Origin of the sequence: Actinoplanes sp. CA-015351, from assembly GCF_050955685.1 — a bacterium.
Taxonomy (GTDB): Bacteria; Actinomycetota; Actinomycetes; order Mycobacteriales; family Micromonosporaceae; genus Actinoplanes.
This window is the reverse complement of record NZ_CP192102.1, coordinates 6,817,144-6,829,593: the sequence shown is the minus strand read 5'-3', so window position 1 is coordinate 6,829,593 and position 12,450 is coordinate 6,817,144. Positions and strand designations below refer to the sequence as shown.

Here is a 12,450-nt window from a genome sequence, read left to right as displayed (position 1 = left end):
TTTAACCTTTAAGGCTGCCCGAGGTGAGGCCGGACATGATGTTGCGCTGGAAGATCAAGAAGATGATCACCGTCGGGATGGCCGCGATCACCGACGCCGCGATCACCACGTTCTGCGGCGTACCGCCGGCAAACGCGTAGATACCGACACTGACCGTACGGGTCTCCGGGGACGGCATGACCAGCTTCGGCCAGAGGAAGTCCTTCCAGACCGCCGTCACCGAGAAGATCGCGACCACGCCGAGGATCGGCCGTGACATCGGCAGGATGATCGACCAGAGCGTGCGCAGCGGTGACGCGCCGTCCATCATCGCCGCCGCCATCAGGTCCTCCGGTATCGAGTCGAAGAACCGCTTGAGCAGGAAGATGTTGAACGCGTTCGCGACCAGCGGCAGCCAGATCGAGAACGGCGAGTCGAGCAGGTTGATGTGCAGGATCGGCAGGTCGATCACTGTGACGTACTGCGGGACGATCAGCACCATCGCCGGGATCATCAGCGTCGCCAGCATGAGACCGAGGATCACGTTGCCGAGAACCGGCCGCAGCTTCGACAGCGAGTACGCCGCCGCCGTGTCGAAAACCAGCTGGAACACCACCGCGCCGGCCGCGTAGTAAAAGGTGTTGAAGAGCAGCTTGCCGAGGGCCAGGTTGGTCCAGGCGTCGACGTAGTTCTGCGTCTGCGGGTCCTGCGGCCACAGCGTCGGCGGGGTCTGCGCGATCTCCTGGCCGCTCTTCAGCGCGCCGGTGACCATCCAGTACAGCGGCCCGAGGAAGACCAGGGTGAAGCCGAGGACGACGACCGACAGCAGGATCCAGTACACGACCTTGCCGCGGCCACGCTGAAGCTGAGCCTGCGAGACGAGGGTCCGGGACGACATCTCAGTTCTCCTTCGTGCTCAGCCGGACGTACACGGCGGAGAAGGCGGCCAGGACCACGAGCATGATCACGCCGAGGGCGGCCGCGCCGTTGAGGTCGTTCTGGAAGAAGCCGTGCTGGTAGATGAGGTACGCGACCGAGGTGGCCGAGTCCTGGGTGCCCGCGCCGTTCGCCAGGATCAACGGCTCGATGAAGAGCTGCATGGTGGCGACGATCTGGAGCATCGCCAGCAGCGCCAGGATCAGCTTGGTCTGCGGGATCGTCACGTGCCAGATCCGCTTCACCAGGCCGGCGCCGTCCAGCTCGGCCGCCTCGTAGAGCTCGCCCGGGATGTTCTGCAGCGAGGCCAGATAGATCAGGACGGCGCTGCCCATGTTCATCCAGGTGGACGCGATGACCATGGCCGGGATCGTCATCGTCGGTGACTGCATCCACTCCGAGGTGGGCAGGCCCAGCCCGGCGAGGATCGCGTTGAACAGTCCCGCCTCGCTCGGGTCGTACGCATAGAACTTGAAGAGGAACAGGGCCGAGGCCGGCGGCAGCATCACCGGCAGGTAGACCAGGACCCGCAGGTAACCCTTGGCGTGCCGGAACTCGTTGAGCAGGATCGCCACCAGGAACGGGATCACGTAACCGAGGACGAGCGCCAGGACCGTGAAGTAGAAGGTGTTCTGCCAGGCGGTCCAGAAGCTCGGGTCGGCCACGATCCGGACGTAGTTGTCCCAGCCCACCCAGGTGGTTTCGCCGCGCCGGGTGCGCTGGAAGCTCATCACGACGCCGCGGATCATCGGGTACCACATGAAGAGGGCGAAACAGAGGACCGCCCCGATCAGGAACGCGTGACCGGTGAGGTTGTCCCGGATCTTGCGGCGGCTTTTCGACGAGGGCGCGGGTGCTGCCGCTGTCCGGGGCGGCGCGGGGGCGGTCAGGATCGCCAAGGGAAACTCCTAGTTCACTACAGGTGCGGGGGCACCGGGGCCCCCGCACCTATCCGGGTCAGCTACCAGCGGCCAGCAGCCGGTTGACCTTCTCCTCAGCGGTCTTGAGCAGCGCGTCGATGTTCGCGTTCTTGTCGGTCAGGACTCCGGACATCGCCGAGTCGAGCACCGCGTAGATCGCCTGCGCGTTGCGCGGCTCACCCTTGATCGCGACCGGGGTGGCCTCGAAGAGCGCGAAGTTCGCGGTGTCCACGTTGGCGTTCGCCTTACGCAGGTCGAACTCCTGCTTCTGCGCCTCGGTGCCGTTCGCGAAGAGCAGCGGCTGGGGCAGGCCCACCGGGTAGTTCTGCGGCTTGGCCCGCGCGTAGTCGAACTGGCCCTTGCCCGGGGTGAGCTTCTGGTACGCGACCCACTTCAGGCCGGCCTTGACCTGCTCCGGAGTGAGGCCCTTCTTGAAGAAGTAGCCCTCGCCGCCGCCGAGGGTGCCCTTGGCCGCGCCGGCCTGGCCGGGCAGCGGAGCCATCGCCCAGTCCTCGAACTTGCCCTGGAACTGGCTGACGATCGCCTGGGTGGCGTCCGGCGCGCCGACGAACATGCCGACCTTGCCGGCGCCCGCGTTGGTCAGCAGGTCGCCCCACTGCAGCAGCTGACGGCTGCCCATGCTGTTGTCGCCGTACCGCATGTCCTTGAGGTTCTGCAGGACCTGCTTGCCCTCGGCGGTGTTGAAGGCGGCCTTCTTGCCGTCCTCGGACAGGACGGTGCCGCCCTGCGAGTAGAGCAGCGAGGTGAAGTGCCAGCCGCCGGTGTTGCCGGCGCTGTACTCCGAGTACCCGGCGATGCCGTCACCCAGCGCGGAGATCTTCTTGGCCGCGTCGCGGACCTCGGTCCAGGTCTTCGGCGGGTTGGCGGCGTCGAGGCCCGCCTTCTGGAACAGAACCTTGTTGTAGACCAGGCCCATCGAGTAGTTCTTCACCGGCACGGCGTAGAGCTTGCCGCCGTCGGTGAAGACCTCCTTGAGCGCGGGGTCGACGCTGTCCCAGGTCGGGATGTTCTCCTTGGTGGCGAACTCGGTGATGTCCATCGCCTGACCGGAGTCCAGCACCTGCGCCAGGTCGGTCATGTACCCGTAGAAGACGTCGGTCATGGTGCCGCCGGCGAGGCGGGCCGTGAAGTCCGGCGGGTTGTTGCACTGCTCGCCGACGCTCACGCTCTTGATGATGATGTCGGGGTTCTCCTGCTGGAACGCCGCGACGTCCTCGTTCCAGTTCGCCAGGAGCTCCTTCTGCGCGCCGACAGGCTGGCAGTCGACCGTGATGGTGACCTTGCCGCCGGCCTCCTGTCCGCCGTCGTCGCTCTTCGTGGAGCACGCCGTAAGGCTGAGCCCCAGGCCGGCCACGAGCGCCAGCGCTGCGACCTTCCGGTTTTTCGGTACGGACATCTGTCCATCCCTTCGGGAACGGGTGTTATCCACGGTCATCGCTTGAAATCAGTGGGTCCCACGGAGAGCTTCTGGTGGCTTGCGCTCCGTGGGGGAGTGAGTGGAGTCACTGTAACGAGACGGACTTATGTCGGCAAGGTTTCGATCGTGCTTTGCAAAGAATCGACTTTGTATCGGCAGATTCTGACAAGAGGTCGTTTTGGGCGATGCGATGTGTTTCGGCCGTGTTTCATGGCCGGTTTTGCGCATGCAAAAAGGCCGCCGACCGCTGGAAGCAGTCGACGGCCTTGCCGAATTTTTCTAGTGGGCGGGTGCCGGCCCGGTGGAGCCGCGCACCACCAGCTCCGGCTCGAAGAGCAGCTCGTCGCTGAGGACCCGGGCCTCCTCGATCTGGCTGACCAGGATGTCCACAGCGGCCTGGCCCATCGTCTCGATCGGCTGGCGCACCGTGGTGAGCGGCGGATCGGTGCAGGTCATGAACGCGGAGTCGTCGAAACCGACAACCGAGACGTCGGCCGGCACGGCCTTGCCCAGCCGGCGGGCGGCCCGGATCGCACCCAGGGCGAGCACGTCGCTGGCGCAGATGATGCCGGTGACGCCGCGCTCCACCAGTTTCGTGGCGGCGACCCGGGCGCCCTCCATGGAGAAGCTGGAGCGCTCGACGAACGTCGGGTTGTCGCCGGCGACCTGGATCATCGCGGCGAGCTTGCGGCCGGACGGGACGTGCCCCTCCGGGCCGAGGACCATGCCGATCCGCTCGTGGCCCAGCGAGCGCAGGTGACCCCATGCCTGCTCGACCGCGACCGCGTCGTCGGTGGAGACCCGGGGGAAGCCCAGCTCGTCGACGCCCGCGTTGACCAGCACGACCGGAAGGCCGCGATCGGTGAGCCGGCGATAGTGCTCGTGCGAGGCGTCGGTCAGCGCGTAGGACCCGCCGGCGAATATCACGCCGGAGACCTGGTGGTCGAGCAGCATCTCGACGTAATCCGACTCGGGGACGCCGCCGATCGTGCGGGCGCAGAGGGCCGGGGTGAAGCCGCGCTGCGCCAGTGAGCCGGTGACCACCTCGGCCAGGGCCGGGAAGATCGGGTTCTGCAGCTCGGGCAGGACCAGGCCGACGAGGCGGGCGCGCTCGCCGCGGAGTTTGGTGGGCCGCTCGTAGCCCAGCACATCGAGGGCGGTGAGAACCGACGTGCGGGTGGCCTCGGAGACGCCGCTGCGCCCGTTGAGGACTCGGCTGACGGTCGCCTCACTGACCCCGGCTTTTTTTGCCACCTCGGCAAGACGTTTGGTCACGTCGGAATCCTACGTCAGTTTCTTGCAAAAACTGAACCGTGCGAAGCGCTTCGAGAGAGGCCATTTTGGTAGTGCTTGCAATCCTCGTGCGTCCCCGTCGGGGCCGCGCCAGCCTTGTTCAGGGAAAACGCCTCGCAAACAACGGTGGAGATGGGATGTTTACGACAACCGTGAGAAAGGGGCCGCCACCACATGTCCGACTGGCAGCAGGACGAAGCCATCCAGGACGACTGGTCGGCGGGCGCGCAGGGACGGCAGCGCGACTCCGTGTCCCGGCTCGCCAACGTCAGCAACGACATGGCCACCGCGACCCAGGCGGCGGTGCGGGCGGCCGAGACCGCGGTCCAGGTGATCCAGCGGCTCGAAGCGAGCAGCACCGAGATCGGCAAGGTCGTGCAGCTCATCGCCACGATCGCCAAACAGACCAACCTGCTGGCGCTCAACGCGACCATCGAGGCGGCGCGGGCCGGTGACGCGGGCCGCGGGTTCGCCGTGGTGGCGAGCGAGGTCAAGGACCTGGCGAACGAGACCGCCACGGCCACGAACGACATCGGTACGCAGGTCGGCGGGATCCGCTCGGACACCCAGAACGCCGTCTCCGCCATCGAGGAGATGCAGGGGCTCATCGAGGAGCTGGACCGCTGCCAGAAGGTGATCAGCGGCATCGTCGTGGAGCAGCAGGCCGGCTGACTGGGCTGGTTTGCAACAATCCCGCCATGGCGAAACGGCGTGTGTCCTCCTCGACCTGTTCGTGCGGCTCTCCGGCGTACCGAAGCTGTTGTCAGGCCTTGCACGACGGGAAGCCGGCGGCGAGTCCGGAAGCTCTCATGCGCTCGCGTTTCAGCGCGTATGCGCTGGGACGCACCGACTACGTCCACCGCACCTGGCATCCGGAGACGCGGCCCGAGCACGAGGCCGACCTCGCCGACGAGCCGGGCCTCACGTGGGTACGCCTGGAGGTGCTCGGCACCACCGGCGGCGGGATGTTCGACGCCGAGGGAACCGTCCGATTCCGCGCGCACTACCGCGAAGGCGGCAAGCCCGGCGTGATGGAAGAACTGAGCCGGTTCGTGCGATACGAGGGACAGTGGGTCTACTGGGGGCCACTACCGCTCGAAGGAGAATGAGATGCCGGCTCAGCGGCCGATCGAGGACGGGATCGTCCGCGACTTCAAGGTCAACCTCTCGTACGGCGAGTACCTGCACCTGGACGAGATCCTTGAGGCGCAGCATCCGGTGAGCCAGCCGGCGCATCACGACGAGCTGCTCTTCATCCTGCAGCACCAGACGTCCGAGCTCTGGCTGAAACTGGTCATCCACGAGCTGCGCGCGGTGCAGCAGTACCTGGCGAAGGACGAGCTGCGCCCGGCGCTCAAGGGCCTGGCCCGGGTCAAGCACATCCAGCGGACCCTGACCGAGCAGTGGTCCGTGCTGGCCACGCTCACCCCGACCGAGTACGCGGAGTTCCGCAGCTTCCTCGGCACCTCGTCGGGTTTCCAGTCGTACCAGTACCGGGCGATCGAGTTCCTGCTCGGCAACAAGGACCGCCGGATGCTGAGCATCTTCGACGATCAGCCGGCCGCCCGCGCGCTGCTTGAGGACGCCCTGGCGACTCCGTCGGTCTATGACGAGTTCCTGCACTTCCTGGCGCGGCGCGGCCATGACGTGCCGGTCGACGTTCTTCAGCGGGACGTCACCGAACCCTGGGATTACCAGGCTTCACTTCTTCCGGTCTTTCAAGCGATCTACGAGAACGCGGATCAGAACTGGGACGTGTACGAGGCCTGCGAGGAACTCGTCGACCTGGAGGAGAACTTCCAGCTCTGGCGGTTCCGGCACCTCAAGACGGTGGAACGGACGATCGGCTTCAAACGGGGCACCGGCGGCTCGACCGGGGTCTCGTTCCTGAAGGCGGCTCTCGATTTGACATTCTTCCCGGAGCTTTACGCCGTCCGTACCGAGATAGGAGTCCCCCGTTGAGCGACTTGCTGGGCCGTGCCACTGCTCTGGACGCTGCCGATCCGCTCGCGTCGTTCCGGGACAGGTTCCTCACCGCGCCCGGGTCCGACCTGCTCTCCTACCTGGACGGCAACTCGCTGGGCCGGCCCCTTTCCGCCACGGCCGAGTTGATGGAGTCGTTCATCCGCGAGCAGTGGGGTGGCCGGCTGATCCGTGGCTGGACCGACGGCTGGCTGGACTGGCCGATCACCCTCGGCGACCGGCTCGGCGCCGTCGCCCTCGGTGCGGCGCCCGGGCAGACCGTGATCGGCGACTCCACCACGGTGCTGATCTACAAGCTGGCGCGGGCCGCCGTCGACGCCCGTCCGGGCCGCAACCGGGTGGTGCTCGACACCGACAACTTCCCGACCGACCGCTATGTCCTGGAGGGCATCGCCGCCGAGCGGAACCTCGAACTGGTGTGGATCTCCACTGACCCGGTTTCCGGTGTGCACCCTGACCAGGTCTCTTCGGTCGTCGATGAGCGGACTGCGCTCGTGCTGTTCAGCCACGTCGCCTACCGGTCGGGCTGGCTTGCCGACATTTCGGAAATCAACCGGATCGCCCACGCCGCCGGTGCGCTGACCATGTGGGACCTGTGCCACTCGGCCGGTTCGGTGCCGATCTCGCTCGACGAGTGGGGTGTCGACCTCGCCGTCGGATGCACGTACAAGTACCTCAACGGCGGGCCGGGCGCGCCTGCCTTCGCGTACCTGCGCCGGGAGCTGCAGGACTCGCTGCGCCAGCCGATCCAGGGCTGGATGGGCCACCGGGCGTCGTTCGAGATGGGACACGGCCACGAGCCCGCGCCGGGCATCCGCGCGCTGCTCAGCGGCACACCGGCGATCCTCGCGATGGTGCCACTGCACGCCAACCTCGACATGCTGGCCGAGGCCGGCATCGAGAAGGTCCGGTCCAAGTCGCTGCTGCTGACCGATTACGTGCTGGACCTGGCGGATCAGTGGCTGGCGCCGTTCGGGGTCGAGGTCGTCAGCCCGCGTGATCAGGAACGGCGTGGTGGGCACGTGACCCTGCGGCGGGCCGGGTTCGAGGCGCTGCTGGAGCCGCTCTGGGACAGCGGGGTCATCCCGGATTACCGGCGCCCGGACGGGCTGCGCATCGGGCCGGCGCCGTTGAGCACCAGCTTCACCGAAGTTCACCAGGGCTTGGCGGTGCTGCGCGACCTGCTGGAGAAGCAGCGATGAGCGCTGCCTGCTGTGGGCTTTCCGGTGACGGTTGCGGGGTCTCGGCGCTGCGGGGCGGCTGCGCCGCACCGACCAAGTGGCTGATCGCGGACTCGGTCTGGTGGGGTGGGCGGCTCCGCAAGGGCGTCGCGCTGCGCGTCGGCGACGATGGCGTGATCAAGCCGGTTCCGGCCGCGCTCGCCCCGGTCGCCGGGACCCGGCGTTTCCCCGGGACGCTGCTGCCCGGCCTCGTCGACGCGCACGTGCACTCGGCGCTCGTCGATCTCGGTGCGGTCCGGGCCGGTGGGATCGGGGCGGTCTGGGACCTCGGCGGCGTACCGTCGGCGGTTGAAGATCTTGCCGAACGCGCCCGGCAGCCGGGCGCGAAGCTGCCACGCATCCGCTATGCCGGACCGTTTTTGATCGCTCCTGGCGGTTATCCGAGCGATCGCCCGTGGGCGCCTGCCGGCAGCTGGCGTGAGATCAACTCGCCTGCTGACGCCGGTGTGGCCGTCGCCGAGGCCCGGTCGTCCGGCGCCACGCTGATCAAGGTGACCGCGCACGTGGGCGGTCCGATGCTGCCGCAGGACACGCTGCGGGCGCTGGTCAGCGCCGCGCACGCGTCCGGACTCGAGGTCGTCATGCACGCCGAGGGCGCCGGAACGGTCGCCGCCGCGCTGGCCGCCGGAGCCGACATCTTGGCGCATACGCCCTGGACAGAGCGGCTCGACGAGGCGCTCACCCGCGCCTGCGCCTCGCGCATGCGATGGATCAGCACGCTCGACATCCACGGCTGGGGAGATCCGGACCCGGCGAGGGAGATCGCCGTCGACAACCTGCGGCGCTTCCTTTCGTACGGGGGAAGCGTCCGGTACGGCACCGACCTGGGCAACGGCCCACTGCCGGCCGGCATCAACACACGCGAGGTCGAGTCGTTGCGGGGCGCAGGCCTGGACCCGAGCGCGATCCTGGCGGCCATGACCGAAAGTGATAGCTCCGAGGTGGCCTGGGTAGCGGGCGGCCTGGAATGGGACCCGGACGGCTTCGCCGACTGCCTGGCAACAGCCCGCGTCGTCGACGAAAGCGTCCGCTCGCACTGAGGACGCCACTCGTTGCGTGTGGAGTTGGGGTGCGGAGCGCACCCGAACTCAACACGCTGGAGGGGTTAGAGGGTCACCGCGGCGCCTGTTGTGGCGCTCTGGCGGGCGGCGTCGAGGACCTCCATGGCGCGGACCGAGTCCCACGGGTCGACCGGCAGCGCGCCGGTGCCCAGGACAGCGTCGGCCACCGCGGGGTAGAAGGTGTCCCAGCGTCCCCGGCAGCTCTCGACCGGTGCGCCGGTCGCGCCGCGGAAGAGGTGACCCCAGCGGTGCTCGGGCTCGACACCCCAGCGGTCGCCCAGCTTCGCCGGGGTCTTGCCCGCCTTGAGCAGCGTCTCCTGGTAATCCAGGTCCGGTGAGATGAACGTGCCGGCCGTGCCGGTGACCCGGAAACGAGGACCCGGGCCGGCCTGACGCCAGCTGCCCCACAGGTGCGACTCGACGCCGCTCGCGTGGTGCAGCGCCACGAACCAGTCGTCGTCGAGCGGCTCGCCGCGCATCTCCGCGTAGACCCGGGTGGCCGGGCCGTGCAGCTGGAGTGCCTGGTCGACGAGGTGGGAGCCGAAGTCGAGCAGCGTGCCACCGCCGGCCGCCGGGGGCTCGCGGTCCGGCGCCCAGCGCTCCATCCGCGACTCGAAGCGGCGGATGTCGCCGAGGCGGCCGTCCTCGATCAGCTTGCGGATGGTCAGGAAATCGGAGTCGTAACGCCGGTTCTGATAGACGGTGAGCAGCACGCCCGCCTCCTCGGCGGACGTCACCACCTTGCGGGCGGCCGCCGCGTCCAGGGCGAAAGGCTTGTCGACGACCACGGCCAGGCCCGCCGCGATGGCCTCGGCGGCCAGCTCGGCATGGGTGGACGCCGGAGTGGAGATCGCCACGGCCTGGACGCCGGCGGCGGCCAGAGCGGCGATGGAGTCGTACGCCACGACACCCGGCAACTGCTCCGCGACCTGGGCCCGGCGCTCCGCGGAGGTGGTGACCACGCCGACGAACTCGATGTTCGGAGCAGAGGCGATCAGGGGCGCGTGGAAGACGCGTCCACCGGTGCCGTAGCCGACCAGCCCGAACTTAACCCGCTCGATCATGTCCGGAAGTTTTTCACATCCGTTGCCACCTTGTTGCACACGATCTCCGCCGTTACGTGTGATGCACGCCCCATCACTCAGGGTGTATCGCAAGTCGAGGCAGTTCGTCGTGCGGATTACGCACACAAGGACGTGCGATCTAGCGAAAGGGCAGGTGCGGCCCCTGTCAGATGGATGACGGGGACAGCCGATCGGGCCCTCGCCGATGTTCAATCGGACCCATGGAACCCGCACAGAAGGAACGGACCCCGTTCGCCGACATCGACGGCTTGCCGGCCTCGATGTCCGCGATGGTGCTCGACGCCCTCACTGAGATGGGGCGGCATACCGAGATCCGGCGGGTTCGCCGTGTCGCGTTCGACATGCTGCGCCCACGTCCGGGGCAGCGGCTGCTGGACGCGGGTTCCGGCAGTGGTGACGTGGCCCGCCGGCTCGCCGCCGAGGTGTCGCCGACCGGCGAGGTGATCGCCCTGGACCACTCGGCGTCGATCACGGCCGCCGCGATCGCCCGGCACGACGGCAGCAACGTGCGGTACGTGACCGGCGACGTCGGCGCCATGGACCTGCCCTCGGACAGCGTCGACGGGGTCTGGTGCGAGCGCGTCCTGCAGCACGTGGACAGCGCCGACGCTTCGATCGGCGAGCTGATCCGGGTGACCCGGCCGGGCGGGCGCATCTGCCTGGTCGACACCGACTGGTCGTCGCTCGGTTTTGACGGGATGCCGGCCGGCCTCGGTGAGGTGGTGATGGCCCACGTCCGCGGTCACTTCACCCCGAAACAGCACGACATGGGGCGTACGCTGCGGCGCCGCCTCGTGGCGAACGGCCTGAGCACCATCACCGCGACGCCGGTGACCTGTGTCTTCACCACGCCGGAGTCGGCTGCCGTGGTGCTGCCGATGGTCAACCCGCGGGTGCCGGAGGAGACCTGGGCGACGCCGCCCGGCCTGCGCGACGAGTGGCTTGCCTGCGTCGACGCGGCCGGGGCGAGCGGCACCTTCCTGGCCGTCCTCACCATCTGGGTGGTGGCGGGGACGGTTCCCGGATGACTGACTTCTAGTTGATCGGCTGCATGCGGTGCAGGAGCCGGTCCAGCGGCATGCTGGCGAACGCGATCCGCACGTCGCTCGACGCGTACGGCAGCCAGAACCGGCCGTCGTGCACGAGACCGCCGCAGGAGTAGAGCACGTTCGGCACGTACCCCTCCCGCTCGAGTTCGTCCGGGTCGATCAGGCCCTGCGGGAGATCCGAGATCACCTTCGATGGATCGTGCAGGTCGAGCAGCATGGCGCCGATGGCGTACCGGCGCATCGGGCCGACGCCGTGGGTGAGCACCAGCCACCCGGCTTCGGTCTCGATCGGTGAGCCGCAGTTGCCGACCTGGATCAGGTCCCAGCCCCGATGCGGGACGAGCAGCGGCCCGGCCGGCTGCCACCGGTGTTTCTCGTCGCGGACGGCCAGCCCGAGGGTCTCGCCGTCGGAGCGGCAGAGCGCCATCTTCTTCCCGTTGATGTACCGCGGGAACAGCGCCATGCCTTTGTTCCGGGCCGCGGGTCCGTGCAGCGTGGTGACCTCGAAGTGCCGCAGGTCCCGGCTGTAGATGACCCGCCCGGAGATGTTGAACCCGTCGTAGGCGGTGTACGTCGCCTGGTACGCCGGCCGCCCGTCCGGGTCGATCACCTGGACGAACCGTGCGTCCTCCATGCCCCGGCTCTCGCTCGGGGTGGTCGGCCACATGACCCGCTGGTGCAGCGGCATTGTCGGCGGGTAGGTGACCGCGTAGTCGTCCATGACGATCCGCCGGATCAGTTCCAGCGTCATCGGCGTGTTCGGCCGGGCCAGGATCTCCGGCGGCAGGTGGCTGAGGATGTCCTCGAACACCTGGTCGTCGTACCGTTCGGGAAGAGCTCCGAGGATGTAGGCCGACGCCTCGGTGTCGATGTCCTCGTCGCCGAGAGCGGCGAAGAGCTGGTGCCGCATGTGCTTGGCGCCGACACGCTGGCCGATGCCGAGCGGGCCGTCCCGGTCCTCCAGGCGGATGGCGCCGCCCGGTCCGAGGATCAGGCTGCAGAAGCCGATGGACGAGATGTGCCCTTCGCCGATCTGCCGCAGGCTCAGCGCCGCCCGCAACTCGCCGGGCGCGACATCGCTCTGGTCGGGGTGCGGGACGATCGACGGGTTGCAGAGCGCTGCCGCCTCCACTGAGAACTCGTGGCTGAAGTACGCCCCGATGAGCGTCCGGGCGGCCGGCGACAGCTCGATCTCGGACGGCACGCGGTGCTGGACGACCTCGTAGTGGTGCTGAAACGTCGACAGGACGTCGTGGTGCCGCCCGGCGAAACGGTTCAGCACGTCGTCCAGCAGCGCGTTGATGTCGCTCTCGTCGAGTTGCAGCATCCGCTCGATCATGCAAGCCGCGCGGTTGTGGGTGGCGTGCGCGTCCTCGCCGGGGACGAACAGCTTGATCACGACGCGACGGGCGTCCGGCGTCATGCTGAGGTTGTGACGGGTGATGTCTTGCGTATTCACGGTTGC

Annotated in this window: 12 protein-coding genes; 6 read left to right on the top strand and 6 right to left on the bottom strand. The window is 68.1% G+C overall.

All coding sequences use genetic code 11. The features are described from left to right. Nucleotide 1 precedes the first annotated feature (1 nt). The 4 genes from ACQP2E_RS31045 to ACQP2E_RS31030 form a co-directional block, all read right to left on the bottom strand. Nucleotides 2-877, bottom strand: a complete 876-nt coding sequence (locus tag ACQP2E_RS31045; RefSeq protein ID WP_433826494.1) for a carbohydrate ABC transporter permease — start codon at nucleotides 875-877, stop codon at nucleotides 2-4. A gap of 1 nt (nucleotide 878) precedes the next feature. Beyond that, nucleotides 879-1,814 (bottom strand): carbohydrate ABC transporter permease, encoded by a 936-nt coding sequence (locus ACQP2E_RS31040; protein WP_433826493.1) that lies wholly within the window; start codon nucleotides 1,812-1,814, stop codon nucleotides 879-881. Between the two features lie 58 nt (nucleotides 1,815-1,872). Beyond that, nucleotides 1,873-3,252 carry an ABC transporter substrate-binding protein gene (locus tag ACQP2E_RS31035; protein WP_433826492.1) on the bottom strand — a complete coding sequence of 460 codons (1,380 nt, stop codon included), beginning with the start codon at nucleotides 3,250-3,252 and terminating at the stop codon, nucleotides 1,873-1,875. Nucleotides 3,253-3,552: 300 nt separating this feature from the next. After that, nucleotides 3,553-4,548, bottom strand: coding sequence for a LacI family DNA-binding transcriptional regulator (locus ACQP2E_RS31030; RefSeq protein WP_433826490.1), 996 nt, complete (start codon nucleotides 4,546-4,548; stop codon nucleotides 3,553-3,555). A gap of 192 nt (nucleotides 4,549-4,740) precedes the next feature. Between ACQP2E_RS31030 and ACQP2E_RS31025 the strand changes: the two genes are divergently transcribed. The 5 genes from ACQP2E_RS31025 (at nucleotide 4,741) to ACQP2E_RS31005 (ending at nucleotide 8,830) form a co-directional block, all read left to right on the top strand. Further along, nucleotides 4,741-5,238, top strand: coding sequence for a methyl-accepting chemotaxis protein (locus ACQP2E_RS31025; protein WP_433826489.1), 498 nt, complete (start codon nucleotides 4,741-4,743; stop codon nucleotides 5,236-5,238). Nucleotides 5,239-5,375: 137 nt separating this feature from the next. Further along, a complete protein-coding gene (locus tag ACQP2E_RS31020) occupies nucleotides 5,376-5,675 on the top strand; it encodes a YchJ family protein (protein ID WP_433826488.1) in 300 nt (99 codons plus the stop codon). Nucleotide 5,676: 1 nt separating this feature from the next. Next, nucleotides 5,677-6,528 carry a tryptophan 2,3-dioxygenase gene (locus ACQP2E_RS31015; RefSeq protein WP_433826486.1) on the top strand — a complete coding sequence of 284 codons (852 nt, stop codon included), beginning with the start codon at nucleotides 5,677-5,679 and terminating at the stop codon, nucleotides 6,526-6,528. Beyond that, nucleotides 6,525-7,751, top strand: coding sequence for a kynureninase (gene kynU / locus ACQP2E_RS31010; RefSeq protein ID WP_433826484.1), 1,227 nt, complete (start codon nucleotides 6,525-6,527; stop codon nucleotides 7,749-7,751). The genes ACQP2E_RS31015 and kynU overlap by 4 nt, the downstream gene beginning before the upstream one ends. Next, nucleotides 7,748-8,830: an amidohydrolase family protein gene (locus ACQP2E_RS31005; protein WP_433826483.1), complete on the top strand. Its 1,083-nt coding sequence runs from the start codon at nucleotides 7,748-7,750 to the stop codon at nucleotides 8,828-8,830. The genes kynU and ACQP2E_RS31005 overlap by 4 nt, the downstream gene beginning before the upstream one ends. A 65-nt stretch (nucleotides 8,831-8,895) precedes the next feature. Here the strand turns inward: ACQP2E_RS31005 and ACQP2E_RS31000 are convergent, their stop codons facing one another. Then, a complete protein-coding gene (locus ACQP2E_RS31000) occupies nucleotides 8,896-9,915 on the bottom strand; it encodes a Gfo/Idh/MocA family protein (protein ID WP_433826481.1) in 1,020 nt (339 codons plus the stop codon). Between the two features lie 221 nt (nucleotides 9,916-10,136). Between ACQP2E_RS31000 and ACQP2E_RS30995 the strand changes: the two genes are divergently transcribed. After that, a complete protein-coding gene (locus ACQP2E_RS30995; RefSeq protein ID WP_433826480.1) occupies nucleotides 10,137-10,964 on the top strand; it encodes a methyltransferase domain-containing protein in 828 nt (275 codons plus the stop codon). 7 nt (nucleotides 10,965-10,971) lie between these two features. Here the strand turns inward: ACQP2E_RS30995 and ACQP2E_RS30990 are convergent, their stop codons facing one another. After that, nucleotides 10,972-12,444, bottom strand: a complete 1,473-nt coding sequence (locus ACQP2E_RS30990) for a glycoside hydrolase family 130 protein (RefSeq protein WP_433826479.1) — start codon at nucleotides 12,442-12,444, stop codon at nucleotides 10,972-10,974. Between the last annotated feature and the right edge of the window lie 6 nt (nucleotides 12,445-12,450).

Bases quoted from the DNA above. Each gene is read 5' to 3' on its own strand.
- ACQP2E_RS31045 (WP_433826494.1), bottom strand. From the start codon at position 877: ATGTCGTCCCGGACCCTCGTCTCGCAGGCTCAGCTTCAGCGTGGCCGC.
- ACQP2E_RS31035 (WP_433826492.1), bottom strand. From the start codon at position 3,252: ATGTCCGTACCGAAAAACCGGAAGGTCGCAGCGCTGGCGCTCGTGGCC.
- ACQP2E_RS31025 (WP_433826489.1), top strand. From the start codon at position 4,741: ATGTCCGACTGGCAGCAGGACGAAGCCATCCAGGACGACTGGTCGGCG.
- ACQP2E_RS31020 (WP_433826488.1), top strand. From the start codon at position 5,376: ATGCGCTCGCGTTTCAGCGCGTATGCGCTGGGACGCACCGACTACGTC.
- ACQP2E_RS31015 (WP_433826486.1), top strand. From the start codon at position 5,677: ATGCCGGCTCAGCGGCCGATCGAGGACGGGATCGTCCGCGACTTCAAG.
- ACQP2E_RS31005 (WP_433826483.1), top strand. From the start codon at position 7,748: ATGAGCGCTGCCTGCTGTGGGCTTTCCGGTGACGGTTGCGGGGTCTCG.
- ACQP2E_RS31000 (WP_433826481.1), bottom strand. From the start codon at position 9,915: ATGATCGAGCGGGTTAAGTTCGGGCTGGTCGGCTACGGCACCGGTGGA.
- ACQP2E_RS30995 (WP_433826480.1), top strand. From the start codon at position 10,137: ATGGAACCCGCACAGAAGGAACGGACCCCGTTCGCCGACATCGACGGC.